27 protein-coding genes are annotated in these 24,859 nt (G+C 24.1%); 16 read left to right on the plus strand and 11 right to left on the minus strand.

The window, feature by feature from the left end:
• Nucleotides 1-40: 40 nt before the first annotated feature.
• From ACJA28_RS00510 to aspS, 3 genes are all read left to right on the plus strand, one after another.
• A complete protein-coding gene (locus ACJA28_RS00510; protein WP_022935174.1) occupies nucleotides 41-2,710 on the plus strand; it encodes a hypothetical protein in 2,670 nt (889 codons plus the stop codon).
• A 91-nt stretch (nucleotides 2,711-2,801) separates the two neighbouring features.
• Nucleotides 2,802-4,067 carry a histidine--tRNA ligase gene (hisS, locus tag ACJA28_RS00515; protein ID WP_022935173.1) on the plus strand — a complete coding sequence of 422 codons (1,266 nt, stop codon included), beginning with the start codon at nucleotides 2,802-2,804 and terminating at the stop codon, nucleotides 4,065-4,067.
• Between the two features lies 1 nt (nucleotide 4,068).
• Nucleotides 4,069-5,772: an aspartate--tRNA ligase gene (gene aspS, locus ACJA28_RS00520; protein WP_022935172.1), complete on the plus strand. Its 1,704-nt coding sequence runs from the start codon at nucleotides 4,069-4,071 to the stop codon at nucleotides 5,770-5,772.
• Nucleotide 5,773: 1 nt separating this feature from the next.
• On the opposite strand, the gene ACJA28_RS00525 is transcribed toward aspS, so the two are convergent.
• The 4 genes from ACJA28_RS00525 to ACJA28_RS00540 all read right to left on the minus strand — a co-directional run bounded on the left by ACJA28_RS00525 (nucleotide 5,774) and on the right by ACJA28_RS00540 (nucleotide 10,072).
• Complete coding sequence (locus tag ACJA28_RS00525; protein ID WP_022935171.1) at nucleotides 5,774-6,445, minus strand: PhoU domain-containing protein; 672 nt, start codon at nucleotides 6,443-6,445, stop codon at nucleotides 5,774-5,776.
• A 2-nt stretch (nucleotides 6,446-6,447) separates the two neighbouring features.
• Entirely contained in the window at nucleotides 6,448-7,296 is an 849-nt protein-coding gene (gene pstB, locus ACJA28_RS00530) for a phosphate ABC transporter ATP-binding protein PstB (RefSeq protein ID WP_022935170.1), read from the minus strand.
• A 392-nt stretch (nucleotides 7,297-7,688) separates the two neighbouring features.
• Nucleotides 7,689-8,972 (minus strand): potassium channel family protein, encoded by a 1,284-nt coding sequence (locus ACJA28_RS00535; protein ID WP_022935169.1) that lies wholly within the window; start codon nucleotides 8,970-8,972, stop codon nucleotides 7,689-7,691.
• Between the two features lie 641 nt (nucleotides 8,973-9,613).
• Nucleotides 9,614-10,072 carry an RpiB/LacA/LacB family sugar-phosphate isomerase gene (locus ACJA28_RS00540; protein ID WP_022935168.1) on the minus strand — a complete coding sequence of 153 codons (459 nt, stop codon included), beginning with the start codon at nucleotides 10,070-10,072 and terminating at the stop codon, nucleotides 9,614-9,616.
• 135 nt (nucleotides 10,073-10,207) lie between these two features.
• Between ACJA28_RS00540 and ACJA28_RS00545 the strand changes: the two genes are divergently transcribed.
• From ACJA28_RS00545 to ACJA28_RS00560, 4 genes are read left to right on the plus strand one after another with little or no spacing between them, the layout of a single operon-like run.
• Entirely contained in the window at nucleotides 10,208-10,792 is a 585-nt protein-coding gene (locus tag ACJA28_RS00545) for a tRNA-binding protein (protein WP_022935167.1), read from the plus strand.
• A gap of 22 nt (nucleotides 10,793-10,814) precedes the next feature.
• Complete coding sequence (gene tyrS / locus ACJA28_RS00550) at nucleotides 10,815-12,047, plus strand: tyrosine--tRNA ligase (RefSeq protein ID WP_406602236.1); 1,233 nt, start codon at nucleotides 10,815-10,817, stop codon at nucleotides 12,045-12,047.
• A 23-nt stretch (nucleotides 12,048-12,070) separates the two neighbouring features.
• Nucleotides 12,071-12,343 (plus strand): DivIVA domain-containing protein, encoded by a 273-nt coding sequence (locus tag ACJA28_RS00555; protein ID WP_022935166.1) that lies wholly within the window; start codon nucleotides 12,071-12,073, stop codon nucleotides 12,341-12,343.
• On the plus strand, nucleotides 12,336-13,478 hold the full coding sequence (locus ACJA28_RS00560) for a folylpolyglutamate synthase (RefSeq protein WP_022935165.1): 1,143 nt from the start codon (nucleotides 12,336-12,338) through the stop codon (nucleotides 13,476-13,478). The genes ACJA28_RS00555 and ACJA28_RS00560 overlap by 8 nt, the downstream gene beginning before the upstream one ends.
• A 69-nt stretch (nucleotides 13,479-13,547) precedes the next feature.
• On the opposite strand, the gene ACJA28_RS00565 is transcribed toward ACJA28_RS00560, so the two are convergent.
• On the minus strand, nucleotides 13,548-13,937 hold the full coding sequence (locus ACJA28_RS00565) for a hypothetical protein (protein WP_022935164.1): 390 nt from the start codon (nucleotides 13,935-13,937) through the stop codon (nucleotides 13,548-13,550).
• A gap of 70 nt (nucleotides 13,938-14,007) precedes the next feature.
• Here ACJA28_RS00565 and ACJA28_RS00570 point away from each other — a divergent pair, with 70 nt between their 5' ends.
• On the plus strand, nucleotides 14,008-14,292 hold the full coding sequence (locus tag ACJA28_RS00570; protein WP_406602213.1) for a hypothetical protein: 285 nt from the start codon (nucleotides 14,008-14,010) through the stop codon (nucleotides 14,290-14,292).
• Nucleotides 14,293-14,298: 6 nt separating this feature from the next.
• Here the strand turns inward: ACJA28_RS00570 and ACJA28_RS00575 are convergent, their stop codons facing one another.
• The 6 genes from ACJA28_RS00575 to rpmG all read right to left on the minus strand — a co-directional run bounded on the left by ACJA28_RS00575 (nucleotide 14,299) and on the right by rpmG (nucleotide 18,997).
• Complete coding sequence (locus tag ACJA28_RS00575) at nucleotides 14,299-15,834, minus strand: phospho-sugar mutase (RefSeq protein WP_022935162.1); 1,536 nt, start codon at nucleotides 15,832-15,834, stop codon at nucleotides 14,299-14,301.
• Between the two features lie 95 nt (nucleotides 15,835-15,929).
• Complete coding sequence (gene galE / locus ACJA28_RS00580; protein WP_022935161.1) at nucleotides 15,930-16,910, minus strand: UDP-glucose 4-epimerase GalE; 981 nt, start codon at nucleotides 16,908-16,910, stop codon at nucleotides 15,930-15,932.
• Between the two features lie 17 nt (nucleotides 16,911-16,927).
• Nucleotides 16,928-17,236: an MMB_0454 family protein gene (locus ACJA28_RS00585; protein WP_022935160.1), complete on the minus strand. Its 309-nt coding sequence runs from the start codon at nucleotides 17,234-17,236 to the stop codon at nucleotides 16,928-16,930.
• Nucleotides 17,236-17,799 carry an elongation factor P gene (gene efp / locus ACJA28_RS00590; protein ID WP_027121687.1) on the minus strand — a complete coding sequence of 188 codons (564 nt, stop codon included), beginning with the start codon at nucleotides 17,797-17,799 and terminating at the stop codon, nucleotides 17,236-17,238. Before efp ends, ACJA28_RS00585 begins: the two co-directional genes overlap by 1 nt.
• Nucleotides 17,800-17,806: 7 nt before the next feature.
• Nucleotides 17,807-18,844 (minus strand): aminopeptidase P family protein, encoded by a 1,038-nt coding sequence (locus tag ACJA28_RS00595; RefSeq protein ID WP_022935158.1) that lies wholly within the window; start codon nucleotides 18,842-18,844, stop codon nucleotides 17,807-17,809.
• The gene (gene rpmG, locus ACJA28_RS00600; protein WP_022935157.1) at nucleotides 18,845-18,997 is read right to left on the minus strand and encodes a 50S ribosomal protein L33; all 153 of its coding nucleotides are present in this window, start codon (nucleotides 18,995-18,997) and stop codon (nucleotides 18,845-18,847) included.
• Between the two features lie 169 nt (nucleotides 18,998-19,166).
• On the opposite strand from rpmG, the gene rpmE reads away from it, so the two are divergent.
• The 8 genes from rpmE to ACJA28_RS00640 all read left to right on the plus strand — a co-directional run bounded on the left by rpmE (nucleotide 19,167) and on the right by ACJA28_RS00640 (nucleotide 24,852).
• A complete protein-coding gene (rpmE, locus tag ACJA28_RS00605; RefSeq protein ID WP_022935156.1) occupies nucleotides 19,167-19,376 on the plus strand; it encodes a 50S ribosomal protein L31 in 210 nt (69 codons plus the stop codon).
• Nucleotides 19,377-19,579: 203 nt separating this feature from the next.
• Nucleotides 19,580-20,455 carry a 30S ribosomal protein S2 gene (gene rpsB / locus ACJA28_RS00610; RefSeq protein WP_022935155.1) on the plus strand — a complete coding sequence of 292 codons (876 nt, stop codon included), beginning with the start codon at nucleotides 19,580-19,582 and terminating at the stop codon, nucleotides 20,453-20,455.
• Between the two features lies 1 nt (nucleotide 20,456).
• Complete coding sequence (tsf, locus tag ACJA28_RS00615; RefSeq protein WP_022935154.1) at nucleotides 20,457-21,326, plus strand: translation elongation factor Ts; 870 nt, start codon at nucleotides 20,457-20,459, stop codon at nucleotides 21,324-21,326.
• A gap of 56 nt (nucleotides 21,327-21,382) precedes the next feature.
• The gene (locus ACJA28_RS00620; protein ID WP_022935153.1) at nucleotides 21,383-22,312 is read left to right on the plus strand and encodes an ABC transporter ATP-binding protein; all 930 of its coding nucleotides are present in this window, start codon (nucleotides 21,383-21,385) and stop codon (nucleotides 22,310-22,312) included.
• Nucleotides 22,313-23,227: an ATP-binding cassette domain-containing protein gene (locus tag ACJA28_RS00625; RefSeq protein WP_022935152.1), complete on the plus strand. Its 915-nt coding sequence runs from the start codon at nucleotides 22,313-22,315 to the stop codon at nucleotides 23,225-23,227.
• Entirely contained in the window at nucleotides 23,228-23,431 is a 204-nt protein-coding gene (locus tag ACJA28_RS00630; RefSeq protein WP_022935151.1) for a hypothetical protein, read from the plus strand.
• Between the two features lies 1 nt (nucleotide 23,432).
• A complete protein-coding gene (locus ACJA28_RS00635) occupies nucleotides 23,433-24,278 on the plus strand; it encodes an ABC transporter permease subunit (RefSeq protein WP_022935150.1) in 846 nt (281 codons plus the stop codon).
• 19 nt (nucleotides 24,279-24,297) lie between these two features.
• Nucleotides 24,298-24,852: a hypothetical protein gene (locus tag ACJA28_RS00640; RefSeq protein WP_022935149.1), complete on the plus strand. Its 555-nt coding sequence runs from the start codon at nucleotides 24,298-24,300 to the stop codon at nucleotides 24,850-24,852.
• Nucleotides 24,853-24,859 lie beyond the last annotated feature (7 nt).

Here is a 24,859-nt window from a genome sequence, read left to right on the forward strand (position 1 = left end):
TTTATAAGAATTGATGTTTTGATAAAATAACAATACCACGATGTCAAATAAAATTAAGAATTTTTTTAAATTGAATAATTGAAAAAGATGAACAATTTTATCTTTTTCTTTTATTTTTAGTGTCCTTTTTATTGGATTATCATTTGGTTTAAAAACAAAGAATACTAAATTTAATCATGATTACAAAAACGGTATTTCACTAGTCATTAAACCGACAACCTATAATGGTGATGAAATTGATGAATCATACGCAAAACAACTTTTGTTTAATTTAAAAAATAGATTAGAAAACAAATATCAAAATTCAATTGTGGATGCTTATTATGAAAATAATAGTGTATTAAAAATTGATATTACTAACATTCAAAACAAAAATGATATTTTAGATTTCGAAAAATTTTTAATCGAAAAAAAACCTTTAACATTATTGCCAATTAATCAAAATTATAATGATAATTATTTCCAAGATAGTGTTGATAATAATTATTTTTTTTATTCAGCAAGTTTAAATAATGGAAAAATTAGTTTAACAGCAAATACAACAGTTTTAAATGAATTCTATAAAACATATTCAGAAAAATTAGATAAAAATAACAAAAAAATAATAATTTGGAAAAACTACGAAATTTTAAAAGAAATTGTTGAGCAAGCAAGAAATAAAGAAAATTTTGTTGGATCAATGTATGAATTTTTATTTGTAAATGGATGAACACCAGAAGAATATGAATCTAAAGGTGATAATGATACAACAAGACCACCTATTTTTAAAGATGAACTAATATTAGAAAAATATGGCGAAAATGGTGATGTTATTGAAATTAAGAAATATAAACCGTTAGATTTTATTGTTTCTAAAAATTTAATTGATGATTTTAAAGGAGCGACCTCCTTATCTTTAAATAAAGATTTTGGAGTAAGCAATGGTGTTGTAACTAACAAAGAAATTGAAACTGAATATTATGATATTTCGTATTGAATTTCAGATTATAGTTTAGACAACTATACGTTAAATCATTTTAGTGCTTCAAATGGTAGTCATGCTTATACATTTTTATTAATTGCTTTAATATCTTTCTTTGCAATAATTTCAATTTTTATTGTAATTAATTATGGATATTTAGGAATAATCGCAATAATTATATTAGCCGTTATTATTTTCTTATCATTGCTAATGATTACAGTTTTCTTTGGTGATTATGATTCCATTGCTATATGTGCTTTATTGCTTTCAACTATTATTGCTTTAGATTTTATTGTTACATTTTTTGAAAAAATCAAAAGAGAATTTTTTAAAGGAAACTCAATTTCAAAATCAGTAAAAAATACAATAAAAGAATCGATTAAATCTATGATATTAAAATCAATCGTACTGATTTTATCAGTTGGTGGTTTCTATATTATATTGTCATTAATATTTGGAAGCTTCTCGATTATTACTCTAATTACTTGTTTTGCAATTCTATTAATTTTAATTCCGTTATTGGTTTCTTTATCTAATATTATTGTTGGAATTAAACAAAATGAAAACAATCCTAAATTAATTGGATTATGAAGTAAAAAATATCAAATTATAAATACTAGTGAATTACAATTATCAACAATTGAAGAATTAAATTTAGATGAAACTATTCAGGTAAATTCTAAAAATAATAATTCTTCATCAATAATTTCAAATTACAAAACAAAACAATGATTTAAATATATTTCATTTAAAAAACAATTTGAATCTCGTGGTTGATGAATTATTGGTATTGCTTTATCTTATGTTTTAATTTTTGGTTTAATCATTTTCTTAGTTTCTTTTTTTGTTAACGGACAAACCTTAAGAAGCGGCTTTCACAATATAAGTATCCAAGATAAAGAACAAACTATATTAAGAGTTTTTAAACCTCAAAATGAACAATTCGATAATAAAGAAGTATCTAATATTAAAGATACTTTAAAAGAATTTAGTATTAATAATTCAGATATTAAATTAATAGATCAATCAACAATTGAGATAAATTTAGATAAAAATTATTCGTCCGAAAAAATTAATGAATTATCAAACAAAATTTATAGTTTATATAATGTTATTATCATTCCTTCAAAATTAATTACTTCAAACACATTTGAAATAATGAAATATACAATGTATGGAATTTTGTTGGCAATTATTGTAATGTGCTTGTTTGTTCTTTTATGAATGAATTGAACTAAAGCATTAAGTTTACTAATTGTTTCATTAGTGTCAACCATTGCATTTGTTTTTATGGTGGCATTTGGATTAATAGAAATTAATCCGTTGTTATCAGTAGCTGCTATTTTTGGATTTGTAATATTTTTATTATCAAGTATTAATGTGATTACAAAAATCCATTACAAACTAAAAACAACAAGAATTGAAGAAATGATGTATAGCGATATTAAAGACTTGGTGTCTAAACAACTATTTAAATTATTAAAACCATCGTTGTTAAGTAATGGAATAACATTGTTGTTATTTATTATATTTGCAATCTTTACTGGTTCTTTGCCTTTAACATTTAGTTTATTTATGGTTTCTTTCATAATTTTAAATTGAATAATTGTCTTTATTCTTTTACCTAAAATTATTATTATTTTTGAGTCTTGAAGAGCAAAAATAAAAAGAAAAATAATTTTAGAAAATTATTGAGATACAGAAAAAGTAAAAGAACAGACATTCAAAGGTATTAATAACATAAAATAGTTAATTAAAATGTATAATTAAAATACATTTTAAAAGGAGAATAAAGAATCCTTTTATAAGGGTTCTTTATTTTTTTAAAGAGGAGAAAATTGTGATTAAAAAACCAAGAGGAACTAAAGATATTTATGGTTTAGACGATGCAATTTATAGAACTATTTTTCAAACATTTGAGCAATTAGCAAAAGCTTATAATATTAAAAAAATTACTACGCCAGCTTTTGAGCTATTAGAACTTTTCCGTGATGCAAACGGAGAAACAAGTGATATTGTAACTAAAGAAATTTATAAGTTTAAAGATTACAATGATCGTGATTTAGCTCTTAAGCCAGAAGGTACAGCACCAGTAGGTAGAGCTATTTTGGAAAACAAATTGTATACTAAAAAAGAATTCAATAAACTTTATTATATTGATTCAATGTTTCGTTATGAAAAACCTCAAAAAGGTAGATTAAGACAATTTTATCAAATTGGTGTTGAATTAACAAATGAATTAAATGTTAACTCAATTATTGATTCGATTGTACTTGCAAATTCGTTATTAAAAAAACTAAAAATACACAATTATGTTTTAAATATTAATAGTATTGGAAACGTTGAAAATAGAAAAGAATATATTGAAGAATTAAAAAGATATTTCAGAAAATACAAAAATAAACTTTCGGCAATATCACAAGAAAGAATTGAAATTAATCCTTTAAGAATTTTAGATGATAAAGAGGATTCTAAATTGAATATAGTACAAAATGCACCTAAAATATGCGATTTTTATTCTACTGAAACAAAGAAAGAGTTTGAAAGTGTTTTAAAAACATTAGATGAATTAAATATTAAGTATGAAATTAATTATTCATTGGTAAGAGGATTGGATTATTATTCAAATATTGTTTTTGAATTTGTATCTCAATCAGAAGCTTTAGGAACCAAAGCAACAATTATTGGTGGTGGATGTTATTTAAATTTGATAAAAAATGAAGGAAACAATGTTATTAATGGTGTAGGCTTTGGAGTTGGTGTTGAACGTCTTTTTGAAATTATTAAATTCGAACAAAAATTCAATGAATTAAAATCTAATATTGATGTAAATTTTTTAATTGAAAATAATGAACAATACCAAAAAATTTATAGTCTTATTTACAACTTAAGAGAAAATGGTGTTGTTGTTGAATATAATTATAAAATAAGAAAATTTAAAAAATTACTAGATGAAGCATTAAAACAAAAATCTAAAATTATTGTTTTTCAAGAACTAAAACAACAAAATACTAACAATTGAACTATTAAAGAAAATGGAAAAAATATTGAAGTAAATTTGGAAAATTTGAATGATAAAATAAACGAATTATTGCAAGGAAAATAAAATGAAAAAAAATGCAAATATAGATATCTTAAATTTTAAAGAAAATGATATAGTCACTTTATATGGATGAGCACAAACCATCAGAAAAATGGGTAGTTTTAATTTTGTTGATTTAAGAGATCGAAGTGCAATTGTTCAATTAATTTTTAATAATAAAATTGATTTTTCAAAAGAATCTGTTTTAAAAATAACAGGAATTTTAAAAAAAAGAAAAAACCCTAATACTAATTTAAAAACAGGGAATTGAGAAATTGAAGTGAGTTCGTATGAAGTTCTTTCTAGATCAATTGATATTCCATTTGAAATAAAAGATGATGTCTTAGCAAAAGAAGAAACAAGACTTGAGTATCGTTTTTTAGATCTTAGAAGACCTAAAATGTATGAAAATTTGTTATTAAGACACAAAATAATCAAAATCGTTAGAGATTGATTTGACAAGAATGGTTTTTTGGAAATAGAAACACCAATATTATCAAAATCAACTCCTGAAGGAGCAAGAGATTATTTAGTACCGACAAGAAATAATGGCAAATTTTTTGCTCTTCCTCAATCGCCACAACTTTATAAACAATTATTAATGATTTCTGGAATTGAAAAATATTTTCAAATTTCAAGAGCTTTTCGTGATGAAGATATGAGAAAAGATCGTCAACCAGAATTTACTCAACTTGATGTTGAAATGTCTTTTATTAATGAAGATGATATTTTTTCATTGATGGAAGATTTGTACAAAAATATTATGAAATTGATAAATATAGACATATCTACTCCTTTTAGAAAAATAACTTATGATGAAGCTGTAGATTTATATGGAAGTGATAAGCCTGATTTAAGATATGAGTATAAATTAATTGATTTAACAAAATATTTAGCAAGTTCAAATTCTCCTTTGTTTCAAAATCATCAATCAATTAAAGGAGTGATTTTTGACCAACTTCTTTCAAATAAAGATATAAAAATATTAGAAGAAATAGCTCTAAAAAATAAAACAGATAAACTTATCACAATTAAAATTCAAAATAAAAATTTTAATTCAAACACTTTGAATGATTTAATTTCATTAGAGCTAAAACAAATAATTGATGACTTTAATATTAAAGACGCTACATTGTTGATAACAAGAGGAGAATATAAAAATGTAACACAATCTTTAGGAGCAGTTAGAGTTAAATTAAACGAATTATTTAATTTAGCAAATGAAGATAAATATGAATTTGCTTGAATTATAGATTGACCAATGTTTGAACTTGATGAAAATAATCAAATTGTTTCTGCACATCACCCCTTCACTGCTCCAACTGATGAAACTATTAAATATTTAGACAATAATCCATTAAAAGTTAAAGCGCGCTCATATGATTTGGTTTTAAATGGATTTGAATTATCTTCTGGCTCAATAAGAATTCATGATAAAGATCTACAAATTAAAATGTTTAAAGTTTTAAATTTGTGTGATCAAGATATTAATAATAAATTTGGTTTTTTTATAAATGCATTTCAGTATGGAGTCCCTCCACATGGTGGTTTAGCTTTTGGAATTGATCGTTTAGTGATGATATTAGCTAAAGAAAGTTCTATTAGAGAGGTTATTGCTTTTCCAAAAAATGCAAATGGAATAGATGTTATGTTAGATTCACCTTCAAGAATTAGTGATGAACAATTAAAAGAATTAAATATTAAACAAATTGATTCTAATAAAAAATAGATTATTTTTTGTTTTTCTTAATTTCAATAGTTTTTGTTTCTGATTTTGAAAATAAAAATGAAGAAAAAATTGATTGCAATCTTTCGGTAGTTGAAGAAATTAATCGACAAATTTGAATAATTTGAAATTGAACAATTTCATCACTTGAAAAATGTTTTCTATTTTCTTTTTGTAATTTTTCAAATTTGCTTTCAAATTCTAAATTAAACTCATCAAATTTTTCAAATTTATCATTAATAGTTCCTTTGTACAATTTAATAATTTGTTCAATGTAATCTAAATATAATTTTGCTGTTGGTCTCATGAATTTCATCGTTGTCTTATCCAAATTATTTCTTACAACAACTTTTGCAATTGATTGGGCATACTCACAAGATCTTGATAAATCTTTTGTTGAATAAATTACCGAAATAATAAATCTTAAATGATTAGCTCGAGGATCATCTTTAGAAATAGTTCAAATACACTCATCTAATAGTTCATCTTCTTTTGTCATTGAACGTTTTAATCTTCTTTCAGTATTATCAAAAATTATGTTTTTTTCTCCATCAGTATATTTATCGATATCTTGTCACAATTTATTATGAATTTCATGAACCAAAGAAAGATAAGAAACAATTAGTTCTTTTAGTCTTTTTTCGCTTTTTAAAAGAATATTGTAATTTGTTGACATAATTATCCTATCCTTCCGTTAATATAATCTTTTGTTTTTTTATCTTTTGGATGCATAAAAATTTCTTTTGTAGGACCTTGTTCAATAATTTTTCCTTGATAAAAAAAGAAAGTTTCATCACTGATTCTTTGAGCTTGGGCCATTGAGTGGGTAACAATAACAATAGTATATTTTTCTGCTAATTTTAAAATAAGTTCTTCAATTTTAGCAACAGCAATAGGATCTAATGCTGAAGTAGGTTCATCCATTAAAAGAACTTCAGGTTCAAGAGCAATAGCTCTTGCTATACATAATCTTTGTTGTTGCCCACCAGATAAACTAGTTCCCAAATCACTTAAATTATTTTTAACGTCATCTCACAAAGCAGCATCTTTTAATGCATTTTCAACTATTTGATCTAAAACTTTTTTATCATGTATTCCATTTGATTTTGGCCCATAAGCAACATTTTCATAAATTGAAATAGGGAATGGAGTAGGTTTTTGAAAAACCATACCTACTCTAGATCTTAATAATGTAGGATTCATTTTTTTAGATCTAATGTTTTCTCCTTCAAGAAAAATATTTCCTTCTGATATCACACCTTCGATTTGATCATTCATTCTATTTAGTTCTCTTAAAAAAGTTGATTTACCACAACCAGAAGGTCCAATAAAAGCGGTAACTTTATTTAATTTAATTCCTGTAGAAATATCAAACAAAGCTTGCTTAGTTCCATTTTTGTATCATAAAGAAAGATTTTCAATTTCAAAAATACAATCTTCATTTCTATTTTCCAAAGTTTTTTTAAAGGGTATAGAATTTAAATTTGAATTGTTTTTTTCTTTCTTTGCAAAACTAAATCATTTCATTATCACTTACAATTTTATTATAAAAATTGTTTTTTGTTATTACTGTTAATTCTTAATAAAAAAAGAAAAAGTTAAATCATAACTTTTTCTTCGCTAATATAATTATTTATTTTTTGAAGTAATAAAATAATAACTTTTAATTAATTTTTATGTTTTTAACAAATTATTATAATGATGTAAAAAACAAAGAAAGACAAAACAAAACAATTAATTTATAAAAAGTAAGAGATAAATGAAACAAACTTAAAGCTTAGAAAGAATAAAACATAAAAACAAAATTATCGATTTTACGATCATACTGACTTATCTTAGTCAATTTTATTATTCAAAATAATAATTATATATACGGGAAATTTATTGATCCCACTAATATTTTATATTTTTTTCTTGTTTTAATTTATTTTTCATTTAAGTTCTAATAATTCAATTAATTTAAAAAAATTTTCATCAATTTCTTCTATATTGAGAACATCTATTTCAATTTTTTTATTATTAATTGAGTAATTTCTAATATTAGTTTGTTCTAATTTATTTGCTAATTTTTCGTAAATAATATTATTTTGATCTTGACTCGCATTATTTTCAATAATTATTTTTTTAATTTCTGAAGACTTGTGTTCATGATTTTTATGGACTAAGTTAATTGTTTTACTTTTCATATTGATATAAAATCTTTCAGCAAATGAAAGTTTTTCGATTTCTTTTTGCTTTTGAATATTTTTTTTATTTTTGTATTTTTCTTGAATTTCAACAATGAATGAACCTGTAATAATCCCTGAAGGAATTGCAAAAATTATAATACCTAAAATGGCATCAATAATTACAACAACACGACCTAAAGAAGTTGTTGGTGTTATATCTCCATAACCAATTGTTGTTATTGTTACAAAAGTAAAATAAAGAGCATCACCAAAATTTAATATTTTGTTATTAATTGGAACTTCTATTTTTCCGTTTTTAATTATATCTGGCGGAATTTTATCTATATCAATTCCATTTAAAGTCGCATATTCTTCTACACTAATTCATTTTGTGCCACCTTCAACAGAATAAATTAAAAGAGAAAAAATAACGGCCATAATAAAAACAAAAATAAAAACATTAATTAAAAGAAATTTATTTTTTGCAAAGATTGTTGAAAAAATATCGAAAGTTGGGATAACTTTTAAAAGTAGAAGTAGTCTAATAATTTTTACAATAGAAAAAACATTTATAAGTTTAACAAATGGATCATTTTCATCAATGAATTTTGCAAAAACAGAAAATGTTGTTGGTAACAAAGAAATAATCATTAATAAACTTACGCCCGTTAATGGAAAGAATAAAAGAGGCATTGAAGAAAATTTTCCGGCTCTTATTGGATAAGTAATTCATCTTAAAAAGTAATCTAAAATTAAAACAACAAAAACAAAAATATTAATTCCAATATTTAAAAATGATTGTGTTCACTTAGTTTGTTCATTAGGCGGCAAAAAAAGTGGAAAGAAAGAAATTAAAACAACTGAAAAAATGAATATTATGTAGATTAATCTTAATTTTTTTGCTTTTGATTTTCACTCTTTTTTAAGATAACTATCATCGCTATCAGAAACTGCAATAAAATTTATAAATTTTAATTTATCGTTGTTTATTCCTGTACTATTTATATTCTTAATTCATTGACCAAACCTAGTCATAATTTCTATTTTATCAGAAGAATTTAATAAGTAAATACTGTTAGTTAATTAAGATAATGTAAAAATTTAATGGCAAATTCAAAAGAATAAATAGTTGAGAATTTAATTTTCAAAGAATTAAAAGAATAGAGCATAATAAGTTATTGTCTCTTTTAATAAAAATAGTTTAATTATTGTTGTTAATCTTAGAGACTAAAACGAAGTTTGATCAACATTATTTAAACTTTTTAAAATTTGATAGATATATTGATAATAAAAAAATGTAATATGTTAAGCAGTAAATATGATATTCGGGTAAATATCATAAATAACTAATATGTAAAGAAAATTTTAATTTTAGAACAATTTTATCTTTTATTTATAGACAAAATGCAATTTGTAGTATTTGTTTATGAAATATTTAGTAATGGAATTTTATTAAAAAGTTTGGTGTCTATCAACAGTATGCGTTATTAGAGACAACAAATACATTTTTAATTCTTTTTTAAAAATAATTTAAATATCTTAATAATTAAATTTTTTAATTTTTCAACAAAATTAAAAACGAAATCTTTTTAAACAAAAATTTTGAAACACATTATATTTATTTATGAGAAAAATAATTAATTTACTAACTGAAGCATTAGTATTAAGATTTAGATTTATTTTTTAAGATGCTTATTATTAATATCAATTATTTTGTTAACTCTGTTAACATATTTTTTATCGTTAGATAGGTAATTAGTATTCATTCAAGTTTTTACAATTTCATTTGCTATAGCAGAACCAATAACTTTGCCACCTAAACACAATACATTAGTATTAGAATGTGATCGCGCCAAACTAGCAACAAATGGATCTTGAGCAATAGCAGCATAAACCCCATATATTTTATTAGCAATTAAAGCAGAACCATATCCTACTCCATCAATAAATATTCCTCTATCGACTTCATTCTTACTTACTGCTAAAGCAGCAGGATAGACAAAATCAGGTAAATCACAACTTTCTTCACTAAAAGGACCAAAATCTATTGTTTCATATCCCATTTGCTCTAATTGTTTTTTAATTTCTTCTTTTAATCTAAATCCTGCGTGGTCACCAGCTAATGCAATTTTCATAATATATCTCCTAAATTTTCTGTCTGTATAATACTGAATTATAATTGTTTTATTTTTAGGTTTACATTATTAATTTTTTTGATTTGTAACCTTCAATTGAGTTTTATTTATAACAAAATAATTTATAATTTTTCTATGTCCATTTCATTAGTAAATAATCACAAGTTTTTTAACAATAAAAAAAATGTCTCATTTTTATTTAGGGATGTATCAAATGATTATGATTTTGAAACCAAAAAAGAAGGAGATTTTATTTTTATTTTTGTAAATAATAAAGTTGTTGGTCTTAATGTTTTAAATTATCAGCAATATTTTCAAGTTGAAGAAGGTTTTCATAGGATAAAAGAAAAAGTACAAAAATATTTAATAGATAAATTTCCAAATTATTTAAAAGAAGAAAATTTTGTTTCTTTTTACAAGATTGGTAAAGTAAATCAAATTAAAAATCATCCTTCAAGCGAAAAACTAAAAGTTTTAAATGTAATTTTTAACGATAAAGAAAGACAAATTATTACAAATTTTCAAAATATTGAACTTAATAAAAATTATTTATTTGCCATTAATGGAGCAATCATATATTCAGGACTAAAAATATTAAATTCAAAAATAATTAATGTATCTTCAGAAGGTATGATAATGTCTTATCAATCTTTAGGAATTAATCAAGAGGGATTAGTAAATTGTGATGATTTAACCATTGATGATGAATATAATTTTTAAGGAGTATTAAATAATGAATAAGATAGAAAAACTAATTGAACAACTTAAAGATCGAGGAATAATAAATAATATTACAAATGAAGAAAAATTAAAAGATTTAAAAGAAGGTGATGGAATTTACATTGGTTTTGATCCTACTGCTGAATCATTGCATTTAGGAAACTATATTCCTATTTCTATTCTTCATCGTTTTAAAAAAGCTGGATTGAAAACATATGCAGTTTTAGGTGGAGCAACTGGAATGATTGGTGATCCTTCTTTTAAAGAATCTGAGAGAAAATTATTAGATCAAAATACATTAGAAAAAAATAAAGCAGCAATAAAATTACAACTACAAGCTTTTGGCTTAGAAGTGATTGATAATTATGATTTTTATAAAGATATGAATATCATCACTTTTTTAAGAGATGTAGGAAAACTTGTTAATGTTAATTATATGATTGCCAAAGAATCGATTAGTTCAAGATTAGAAAATGGTTTATCATTTACTGAATTTGCTTATACCTTATTACAAGGTTATGATTTTTATTTATTGTATAGAGATAAAAACATTAAAATTCAAGCAGGTGGTTCTGATCAATGAGGTAATATTACTACAGGACTTGAAATTATTAAGAAAAATTTTGAAAATAATAGTGCTTTAGGAATTACATTAAATCTTCTTTTAGATTCAACAGGAAAAAAATTTGGCAAATCAGTTGGTGGAGCAATATGATTAGATCGTTTTAAAACATCTCCTTTTGCTATGTATCAATTCTTTATAAATCAAAATGATGCTGATGTCGAAAAACTATTAAAATGATATACCTTCTTAGAAGATGAAGAAATTTTAAAAATTATGTCTTATCATAAAACTGAACCAAGAAAAAAATTGGCACAAAAGATGTTAGCGCTTGAAGTATGTCAAGATATTCATGGAAAAACACAAGCAAGACAGGCAAAGGAAATAACTGAAATTCTTTTTGAATCGTCTAAACCAATTAACGAAATTACCACGGATCAAATTGAATTAATTAAAAATGATTTACCTATGTTTGATAACCATAATCAAAAAAGAAAAATAATCGACTTACTGATAGAAGCTAATATTTGTTCTTCAAAAAGAGAAGCAAGAGAATTTCTGGTAAGCGGAGCAATTAGTGTAGATGGAGAAATTAAAAAAGATGAAAATGAAGAATTATTTCCAAGGAATTTTGAATATAAGTATTTAATTATTAAAAAAGGAAAAAGAAATTTTTATCTTATTAAATTTTAATTTAAAGAGAAAAGAAGGTGTCTATGACTATTAAAGAAAATATTAAAAAAATATTAGATAAAAAATTTGATTCAGTTATTAATGGTTATAGTCCTTCGAATGTTGATAGTTTTTTGGATTCAATAATTAACGATTTGGAAAATATTGAAAAAACAATTGAAAAATTAAATAGCGAAAAAGAGAATCAAACTAAAACAATTGAGGAACTAAATAAAGAAATTTTGAAAATAACAAAGGAAAATATAGAACTAAAAAGTAGATTAGAAGAAATAGAAGAAAGTAAAAAAGATGAATAATCGCGATAGCAAAATAGAACAGCATCTTTTGGATATTCTTTATTCGTTAGAAGGAAAGATTAATAAAACACAATTTAGAAAAATTGTCAAATTTTACAATTGACAATTTCAATTTAAAAGTATTCATATTGTAGGAACAAATGGTAAAGGATCAAATGCAAAATATATAAATGATGAGCTAATTGCACAAAGTTATATGGTTGGTTTATTTACTTCTCCTCATGTTTATTCAATGTATGAAAGAATTAAAATCAATAATAAAAATATTGATTTTGAAATTATGGCTAAATTTATATCAAAATTAAAAAGTGATTTTATTAACGTTAATTTTGGTTGATTTGATGTATTTTTTTTAACTGCTCTACATTGATTTAATAGTCAAAAAATAGATGTAGCTATTTTTGAAGCAGGAATTGGAGCAAAAAAAGATATTGTCAATTATCTCGATCACAATTACCTTTTGATTACATCAATTGCAGTAGATCATGAAAAAATTTTAGGAGATTCTGTAGAAAAAATAGCGATTGATAAGTCATATTCTATTAAAAACCAAAATCAAGTTTTTGTTTCTGATTCAATTGATAAAAAAATAATTAATATTTTCAAAGAAAAAGCAAATAAAGAAAATTGCCTTTTTAGTATAATCAAAACGAATCAATCAACATATGAAACAATAAATCAATCATTGAGCAAAGCATTTTTAAAACAAGTTTTTTGTATTGATAATTTTAAAAGTCATTTCATTTTACCTTTAGGAAGATCAGAAAACATTAAAATAAATAAAATAGATTGTTGAGTAGATGTTGCTCATAATTATCAAGGATTTTTTGAATCTTTAAAATATTATCAATACAAAGAAATAAATTTTGAACAAATCGTTGTTTCTTTATCGTCTGATAAAAACAATAAAAAAATTTTCGAATTATTAGAAAAAAAATTTAAAATGATTTATGTATATCAAAATAAAGGCAGAAAACCTTTGTTATTAACTAAATATAGTGATAAATTTACTAAAATACTTAATATTGACCTTTTTTTAGAAAAACTAGATAAAAAAACATTATTTATTGGATCATTTTATTTAGTGTCCGAGATATTAAATAAAATAAAAGTAGATAACTACAACAACAATTAAAAGCATTTTTTACAAATATTGCAAAATTAATACAAGACAAATTGCCTTTATGGCAATTTTGATGTCTTTTTATTTGGTTACTAAATATGTTTGTTCATTGATTTTTAGTGGTCCATTAAATTTTAATATTGAAATATTATTTTGAATATTTAATGGAATTTTATTTGGTCCTATTATTGGTTCCATATTTTCAATTGTGTGTGATACACTGTTTACTTTTATAACATCAGGTATAGCTAGATGAATGATTGAATATGCAATTATTGCTCCACTTGTAAGTATTATTGCTTGATTTTTTTGAAAATCATACAAAGAAAACAGTAAGTGAACAGTCATTATTTCAATTACAACAATATTTATTTTAATCGCGTCTACTTTAATAATTTTCTTTTTTCAGTTGTTAAGTGATAATTTCAAGTATGAAGGAGTAAAAGATAAAAATATATTCCCTATCTTCATTTATATTCTAATCAGTTTTTTGTGCATTTCAATAGTTAGTTTTTCATTATATTGTTTGATATTGTTTAAAGTGAAAAAAGAATGAAAATATATAAAATGATTACATTCTTTAACCTTAATCATAATGATAGTTATTGTTTTTAGATGAATATGAGGACCTTATGCCTATTTAGAATATTCAAGAAGATTCTATTCAAAGAATATTGATTTCGCAAAACAGTATCCATTATCTTTATTTGGTATTGTGACTAAATCTTGTTTAACAATTCCTTTGGCTTCAATGATTGTAATACCAATGATTTCTATATTAGAAAAATTTCAAAATATAGAAAATTATGAAAATAGATTTTTTTAATATTTCTTAAATCATGATTTTTTCTATTTCTTTAAGTAAATTATTAAATTTATTTTTTGCAATTAGTTTATCTTTTTCAATTAAGTGAATATATATCTTAACTTTTGGCTCTGTTCCTGAAGGACGTAATGATATTCATGATAAGTTATCTTTAAATTGATAAACTAGCATATCGCTTTTAATACCATTTATTGTTTTGTTATAATCTAATAAATCAGCATTTTGAAAATTTAAATTTTTAAATTTATTTTTAATATCTTCTAAATGTTTTTCATTTTTTAGATTGAAAGAAAATGATTTTGCTTCCATATGTCCATATTTTTGATAAATAAGTTCTAATTTTTCGAGTAAGGAATTGTTATTTTCTTTTGCTTTTGCTGCAATAATTGCTAAAGCAAATAATGATTGAATAGCATCTTTATCATGCGATAATTCTTCGTTTATTAGAGAACCGTATGATTCTTCAAAAGCAAAGAAGAAATTTTCTTGGCCGTTTAACTCGTTAATTTTATTTCCAATTCATTTAAATCCAGTTTCGCAAATATAAGATTTAATTCTCTTTTCTTGGCACATTTTAGCTGGCAAAGATGTTGAAACAAAAGAATAAATTAAATAATATTTTTTACTTTTATCTATTTTTTTATTTTCTAATAAATAGTCAGTTATCAATATAGCAATCTCATTACCATTTAATAATTCAAATTTCTCATTATTTCTAATAGCTACACCAACTCGATCAGAATCAGGATCAGTAACTAAAATTAAATCAGCATTTTCTTTGTTTGCTAAATCAATTGTATTTTTAAAAGCGATTTTGTATTCGGGATTAGGATTTTCAACGTAAGTAAAATTGCTATCTTCGATAATTTCATTTTTTTCATAAATTACATTTGAAGAAATGTTATTAAATATCTTTTTAACTAAAGGATAACCAGTTCCATGTAATGGAGAATAGACAATTTTTATTTTAGAGAGATCTTGATTATTGAAATTAATTTTTTTAATAGATTCAACATAATAATTAAAATCTTGTTCTTTAATGTTTTCTACTAAATTATTATTTAATAGCTCTTTTTCGATTTTTTGATAATTCAATTGATTGTATAGAAGATAGTCATTATAATCTTTAAAAAAACTTTTCATTTTGTTTACTTCATCAGGTAATAATTGACATCCATTTTGATCATAAATTTTAATTCCATTATATTCTTTTGGGTTGTGACTTGCAGTAATATTTATAGCACCTATTGCTTTTTTAGTTCTCGTTAAATAACTAATAAAAGGAGTAGCTAACATATTAAAATTAAAATATATTTTAATTCCATACGAAGTTAAAATTTGTGCTGCTATTAGAGTAAATTCCTTTCCTTTAATTCGATTATCTCTTCCTATTACAATACCGCGTTCTTTTATATTGCTAAAAGTATTTAAAAGATATCTAGCATAACCATCGATAACTCTTGCTACATGTATTTCATTTAAATGATGTTCTTCACTTCCAACAATTCCTCTAATTCCGGCTGTTCCAAAATCAAGTTTCATTATTATTCTCGCATTCTAATCTGTAATATAGTTTACAAAATTAATTTTTAATATTATGTAACTAATTAATAAATATCTTATGATTTTTTTAATAATTATTTATTACTTCAATTTTTTCTAAAATTAAATTCACTTTTAATGATTTCATCTAAAGTTTTTTGGGGCTTTCAATTTAATTCTTTTTCTATTTTTGCAGTTGAAGCCAATAATATAGCAGGATCTCCTGGTCTCCTGTCCACAATCTTAGATTTTATTTCAATATTTAATGATTTTTTGGCTTGATTTAGAACTTCTAAAACACTATAGCCCGTTGAAGAACCGACGTTGAAAATATTTGATTTGTTATTTTTAATCGATCATTCTAAACCAATAATGTGAGCTATTGCTAAGTCGACGACATGGATAAAATCTCTTATGCAAGAACCGTCTTTTGTTTTGTAATTATCTCCAAATATATTCATTGTTTTTTCTGGGTTTAAAGCAGCATCAATAACAACAGGAACTAAGTGAGTTAAAACTTCGCCTTTAATTCCAATTTTTCCATTTTTATTAGTTCCTGCAACATTAAAATATCTAAAAATTACATAATTAGCTTTGTGAGCTTTTGCTCATCCTTTAATTAAAAGTTCTGCTGATAATTTTGAATCTCCATAAGGATTAATTGGTTTAAGTTCATCATTTTCAGTTATTGGATTTGTTTTTGGTTCCCCATAAACAGCAGCAGTCGAAGAAAATACAAATGTTTTCACATTGAACTTATTCATTGTTTTTAATAGTATTTCAACTGAATAAACATTATTATTGAAATATTCTAATGGTTTGAATACTGATTCGGGTACAACTATTGAGCCTGCAAAATGCATTACTGCTTTAATATTTTTTTCTTTTTCAAAAATATTTTCTAACGATTTTTCATCTCTTAAATCTACTTCATAAAAAGTTGCTGCTGGATGAACATTTGATTTAAATCCTTTTGAAAGATTATCAACTACAACAACTTCATATCCTTTATCAATTAATTCATAAGTTGTGTGTGAACCAATATAACCAGCTCCGCCTGTAACTAATATTTTCATTTTAACCTACTTTCTAATTAATATGAACCAACGTAGTTGATAATTATATTTTGAGGTTTAAAATCAGTCAAATATAAGCAATGAGATTCAATTTTATTTTTAATTTCTTTAACTTTATCTGCAATTTTTACATTTTTTGAAATTTTAATTTCCAAAGATAAATTAACATTATTTTCTTTTTTTAAGAATGTAATTGATGTTTTAAAAGTATTTATTTTAATATCTGAGACACTTTTGGTAAGCGAATTAATGATATCTTCAAAAACTTGTCTATCAATCATCACTGAAGTTTTTGGATGAGTTTTAATAACCAAATAAGAAACCATTATTTTTTACCTTTTCCAATATATTTACCTTCTTCAGTTGAAACGATAATAATGTCACCTTGCTTAATAAACATAGGAACCTCTAATTCAAAACCTGTAGTTAAAGTTACTTTTTTTTGAGGATTTGTTGTTGTGTTACCTTTAACCGCATCAAAAGCTTCTGCTACTTCAAGTTCAATATTTAAAGGTATTTCAATATCTAAAATTTCATTTTCAAATTTTCTAACTTTTACTTTGGCACCTTCAACTAAAAAATTTAATTCTCATTCTAGTCTTTTTAAAGGAATTTCAACTTGCTCATATGTTACTTCATCCATTAGTATAGCACTTGTCCCATCGTTATATAAGTAGTTCATTGCTATTGTTTCGATGTGAGCTTTTTGAACTTTATCACCACCAGTAAAAGATTTAATTGTTGTGGCTCCAGATCTTAAATCTTTTACTTTCGCTTTAACATTTGCTTGTCCTCTACCTTGTTTTGAATGTTGTGCAGTTAAAACAACATATAAGTTACCATCTAATTGGAATGTTATTCCTGGTTTAAAATCATTAACACTTATCATACTAAACCTACTTTCTTGATAAAATTTTTGCTCCATCACTTGTCACTAAAAGATCATCTTCAATTCTAGCTCCACCAATTCCTTCAATATAAATTCCAGGTTCTACTGTAATTACCATACCTTCTTCTAGAACTATATCTGATAGTTTTGAAACATAGGGAAATTCATGAACATCTATCCCTAATCCATGACCTGTTGAATGAAGAAAAAAATTTGAATATCCTTTTGAAGTTATGTAGGAACGACAAATATCATCAATTTCAGATGCTTTAATTCCTGGTCTTACCGCTTGTCTGCCCAATCTAGCAGCTTCTTCAACAATTTCTAATATTTCATTATATTTTGGATTTAATTTTTGATCTTCAAAGATAAACGTTCTTGTTATATCCGCACAAAAACCTTCGAACTTAGCCCCAAAATCAATTGTTACTATATCGCCTTTTTTCAATTTCTTATTTGATGAGTGATGATGAGGTTCTGCTGTACTTTCACCAAAAGCAACAATTGAATCAAAAGCTTCTTTTTCAGCTCCACTTCTAACCATAATATACTCTAATTTGTGTTGAACCTCTTTTTCGGTAATTCCTTCTTTTAAAAATAGTTGAACTTTATCGAAAGATTCTAAAGAAATATCAATAGCTTTTTGAATTTTTAAGATCTCTTCTTCAGTTTTAATTATTCTTAATTTTTGTCCATTGATTGGAATTATTGATTCATCACCAATTTTTAACATATCTTTAATTTTAATTTTATTTTGAACAGTTAAATAATCAGCTTCAATTGCTATTTTTTGGAATTTTTTATCTTTTAACCATTGTTGTAATGAGTTGTTAGCTAATAATTGAACTGATACATTTTTAGCATTTTTTGTTGCATATTCAATGTATCTACCATCGACAAAAAGTGTAGCACTTTTTGGTTCTATTATTAACCAACCATCGGTTGTAGATATTTCTGAATATCAATATCTAGTTTGCGGTGATTCTGAAATTATTGCATCAACTTTATACATTTCAAAAATATCAAGAATTTTTTTTGAATTCATTTATTTTTTTTCCTTATGGGATGTATGTTTATTGCATTTATGACAATGTTTTTTTAATTCAATTTTGTCTACTGTATTTTTTTTGTTTTTCTTTGAAATATAATTTTCCATTTTACAAATTTCGCATCTTAATGTTATTCCTGTTGCTGGCATATAAAACTCCTTTTGATAAAAACTCGTATATAGTGTATACTTCTTTTTAAAATTATATTACAAAAAATTTAATAACTTGTTTGTATAAACTTTGTTTCAAAATTTCACATCTATACTATAATTTAGTGAAATAAAATTTGCTTTTAGTACAACATAAGAAGGAGTAAAAATGAAAAAAGATATTCATCCTCAATTAAATAAACTAGAAATTGAATGTTCAACTTGTTCAAAAAAACACGAATTATCGACTACTTCAAAAGAAGTAACAATTGATGTTTGTTCAGGTTGTCACTCGTTTTATACTGGGGATACTTCAGTTGCTAAAGCAACAGGAAGAATTGAAAGATTTAAGAGAAGAGCATCCGCTGCTAGAAAATAGTTATTTAAAATATTAACAAAAGAGTTCTGAAATAGAACTTTTTTGCTAAAATGGTATGAGTTATATTTTTGTTTTTTATGTATAATGGCACTTAAATGGATTCGATTGAGTGTGTCCCATTAATTAAGGATGTTTCGTTAGAAGTTTAAGGAAGTTCTCAACACTCGAATATAAAACTTGTAAATTAGGAGAAGATTTTATTTATGACAAATACAGAAGTAAAAGAAGAAAAAGATAGAGAAGTTGTTTCTCTTAATAAACTATTAGAAGCTGGCGTTTATTTTGGTCACAAAAAAGATAAATGGAATCCAAAAATGAAACCATTTATTCATGGAGTGAAAAATGGAACACACGTTATTGATGTTTCAAAGACACATAAAGCTTTGGAACTTGCTTTTAGATTACTTTCAAAAGCAGCTGAAAAAGGTGCGACATTTATTTTTGTAGGTACAAAGAAACAAGCTAAAGATGTTATTAAGGAACAAGCATTAAGAACTAATAGTGCTTATGTTAATGAAAGATGACTTGGTGGAACATTAACAAATTCAAAAACTATTTTTTCTCGTCTTAGAGTAATGGAAGATCTTGAAGAGTTAGAAAAAAGAGGGTTTGAAGGATATACAAAAAAAGAAGGTATTTTATTAAAAAAAGAATTGGAGAAATTACACAGAAATTTAAATGGAATTAGACCATTGCAAAGAGCTCCACAATTTATGATTGTTGCTGATCCTAATGAGGATTTAATAGCTATTAAAGAGGCTAAAAAAAGAAATGTTAAAGTTATTGGAATTATTGATACAAATACAGATCCTGAATTAGTTGATTTGGGGATTCCGGCAAATGATGATTCAATAAAATCATTAAATTTAATTATTACAATCTTAGGTGATGCAATTGTTTATGGTAAAGGCGGACAAACTAAATATGCTTATCAACCAGACGAATCAATTGTTTTACCACAAGAAGAGCATAGAAACCCTTCGATAGTTAGAAAAACTTATGGAGAAAATAAAGTTAGAAGATTTACTAAAAAAATAGAGCTTGAACAAACACAAAAAGAAATTAACAAAGGAGAATAATATGGGAGATTTGATTAAAAAATTGAGAGAAATAACAGGCGCAGGGTTTGTTGATTGTAAAAAGGCGCTTGAAGCTTCAAATAATGATATAGATGCTGCTATTGAATGGTTACAAAAAAATGGTGCAGCAAAAGCTATTAAAAAAGCAGGTAATATTGCTGCTGATGGTATGGTAGCAATTAGCAAAAATGATAAAGTTGCTGTTATTTATGAAGTTAATTCACAAACAGATTTTGTTGCAATGAATGAAGATTTTAAAAAATTAGTAAATCAAATTGGTAACATTTTGATTTCAAATGAATTTACTTCATTAGAAGAAGCATTGAATTTAAAAGATACAAGTGGAAAAACAATTGAAGAATTAACTGTAGAAGCAACAGCTAAAATTGGAGAAAAAATTGCTTTAAGAAGAATAGAAAAAATTGAATTAAAAGATGATATTAAAGTAGGAACTTATGTTCATTTTGATAACAAAAAGGCAGCTATTTTTGTAGCTAAAGGTGGTGACGAAGAAAAATTAAAAGGAATAGCAATGCATATTGTTGCTATGAATCCTGAATATATGAATGAAGAAGCAGTTCCTAAAACAAAAATTAATGAATTAAAATTAAATTTCTCTCAATCTCCTGCTCTACAAGGTAAACCAGAAAAAATTCAAGAATCTATTCTTGCTGGTATGTTAAGAAAAGAATTGTCGAACTATACTTTAACCGAACAAGATTATGTAGTTGAATCTGGAAAAACTGTTGGTAAATACTTACAAGAGATCAATTCTACACCAATCAAAATAATTAGATATGAAGTTGGTGAAGGAATTGAAAAGCACGAAGTAGATTTTGCGGCTGAAGTAGCGGCACAAATGAAAAAATAAAATATTAATTAACATTTTTCTATTTTTGTAATTAAAAACATTACTATTAGAATAGTATGAATAACATAAACAAACGACCAATAGAAATTAATAATCTTACTAAAGATTATGGTTTTGGTAGAGGAATTTTTGATATTAATATTTATGTTAATAAAGGAGAAGTTTTAGGTTTTCTAGGACCAAATGGAGCTGGTAAAACAACCACAATTAGACATTTGCTAGGTTTTAGTGCTCCGCACAAAGGTTCTTGTTTTATTAATAATTTATCGTGTTTTGAAAATGCTAAAATAATTCAAAATGATTTAGGATATTTGCCTGGCGAGATAGCATTACCTGAAAACTTAACACCTTTAGAATTTATTGAGTATATGGCTGATCTTAGAAAAATAAAAGATATGACATATACAAATTATTTAATAAATTTATTTGAACTTAATTTAGAAAATAAAAAAATAAAATTAAAAAGAATGGCATTAGGAGAAAAAAGAAAATTAGCAATCATCACTGCTTTTATGCATGATCCACAAACTTTAGTATTGGATGAACCAACTTCAGGATTAGATCCTATTGGTCAAGTTACTTTTGTTAATTTTATTAAAGAAGAGAAAAGACGAGGAAAATCAATACTTTTGTCTTCTCATTTATTTCAAGAGGTTGAAGCAGTTTGCGATCGTATATCAATTATCAAAGATGGGAAAATAATTAATGAATGTAACATTGAATCAATTAAGTATCGTGATAAAAAAACATTTGTCTTAAATTTTTTAGATTTATTTTCTTTTAGCAATTTTAAAAAAGAACCATTTGTTATTAGCTATGAAAATAAGGATTTATTACAAATAGATATTAGTATTGAAGATTCACAAACAAATGATTTAATTAAAACATTAACTAATTATCAATTAAAATCATTTAAAGAAAAAAAGTTTACATTAGAAGATTATTTTATGCATTTTTATGATAAAAACACAAAGGATTATAAATAAATGTCTTTTATTAAATTCGAAAATGTAACTAAAGATTATGGAAATAACAAAGGTATCTTTAATATTTCTTTTGAAATTAAAAAAGGAGAATCTTTTGGTATTGTAGGAATTAATGGAGCAGGAAAAACTACGATACTTAGACATATAATGGGGTTTATTAAACAAGACTATGGAAAAATAAGTATTAATAATTTAGATGCTTTTGATGATGCTAAAGAAGTAAAAAAAATAGTTTCTTATATTCCGGGTGAAATTAATTTTCCTAATGTTAAATCTGGAGATGACTTTTTAAAACTTCAAGCCGAATTTTGAAAAAGAGATAATTTAGATGCGGTATATGAAATAACTAAGAAATTACAATTAGATTCTCGTGCTAATTTAAAAAGAATGTCAAAAGGAATGAAACAAAAAACAGGAATTGTTGTTTCATTTTTGCCTGAAAATGAAATTTTCATTTTTGATGAACCAACAACAGGATTAGATCCACTAATGAGAAGGGATTTTATAGATCTTATTATTCAAGAAAGATTAAAAGGAAAAACTTTCATAATATCTAGTCATATGTTTGACGAATTAGAACAATGTTGTGATCGCGTTGCGATGATCAAAGATGGAAAAATATTAAGAATTGTTGATGTTAAAAAAGAAATTCATGACAATCAAAATAAAAATTTTAAAATTGAATTTAAAACGAAAAATGATTATTTAAATTTTTTGAAAAATGAAATTATCAATATTACTAAAAAAGATGATAAACAAAATCAAATTGTAATAACTATAAATAACCAAAGAATTAATGAATTAATGAAAATATTATCGAAGTATAATATTTTGTTTATTAAAGAAAATAAAATATTATTAGAAAATTTATTTTTAAAAGAGTACCAAAAATCAATAGAAAAGGAAAATAAATAAATGACTACAATTCAAGTATTAACAATGGTTTTATCTTTGTTTTTTGTTTTATTTTCTACTTCTTTTTCTATTTTCACAGTTTTGAAAACTGCAAAAACCAAGAAAAATGTTGATTTAAATTATACAAATTTAACTATTTCAATTACACTTTGAGTTACTTCAATTTTATTAATAATTAATTTTTGTTTGATAATGGTAGGTTAAAATGAATTTAATTTTGTTAAAACAAACTTTTAAAATAAATAGAAAAATTTTACTTTGTATTTCAGGATTAATAGCTTTTTTCCTGATTATAATGGGAATAGCTTTTAAAATTGCGATTAGCAATAATTCAAATAATAATTCTTCCTCAGATAATTCTAATTCAATAGGAGCAATAGATATATCTAAAATTGATGATATAAAGCACCAAAATTCTTCAATGTTAGTATATATGATTTGTTCAATGTTCCCGATGTTATTTTCAATTTTGATTATGGTTTATATTATCATTACATCAAATTCTTTAATTGCTAATCAAGTTGATAAAGGTTCAATGGCTTATACTTTATCTACACCAATTTCAAGAAAAGAAATATCTTTAACACAGACTTTTTACTTCGTTTTTGCCATTTTGTTTATTAATTTAATTATGATGTGTTCAAGTTTTATCTCTTTAGGTATTGTTGGCGAAACAAGTTCTAAACAAATAGCACAAATTTCTGTTATAAGTTTAGGCTCGTTTTTATTTAATGTTGCCCTTTCATCAATTTTATTTATGTTTTCTTGTACTTTTAATACAAGCGGTAAATCATTCGCATTTGGAGCAGGATTTGCTATCCTTTGCTACGTTTTTTTTATGTTAGGTTATATGTCAGAACAAGGTTCAATTGCTTCATTAGAATGATTAAAAATATTTCAATATTTATCTTTAAATAGTTTATTTATTCCATTGGAAGTAAAAGATTTAAATTCAAATATTATTTATCAATTCATTATTTTAATTTTAATAGCAATTATTGGTTATGGGATAGGTAATTTTACATTTTCTAAAAGAGATTTACCATTATAAGTATAAAGAGAGAAATAGTATGAAGAAAAAAACATTAGTAATATCCATTGTTTCTATATCTGCGGTCTCAATTGCCTTAGCGGCAATTCCTATTAGTTTTTCTTTAACTTATTATCGAAAAACAATTAATATTTCTTTAGATACTCTTAATTTGATAAAAAATACAATTAATGAAGAAATTAATAAAAAATTTTTGGATGGTAAAAAAGAATTGACTGAAAAAGAATTTACTGAAAAACTAGGTGTTATATTAATACCTTATAGCAATTATTTTTATGATAATAAATTTAGTGAAAAAATTTATTCTTTAGTCAAAGAATCAATTAAGGATAAAAAAGATAATCAGATTTTTTTAAATACAAAACTCACATATATTCATATTGATAAGAACAAATATATTTTAGAATTTGAATTAACTTTGTCAAAAAATTATTTATATAAAGATGATGAAATTAAAAAAGAATTTAGTTTTTTAGATAATAAAATAATTTTAAAAATTGATACTAATATTTTGTATAAAAATAACTCAAATGAAGGTACAGAAATAATTGATAAAACTATTATTGCTAAATAACTACTTT

Origin of the sequence: Mesomycoplasma moatsii (genome assembly GCF_045276915.1) — a bacterium.
GTDB lineage: Bacteria > Bacillota_I > Bacilli_A > Mycoplasmatales > Metamycoplasmataceae > UBA710.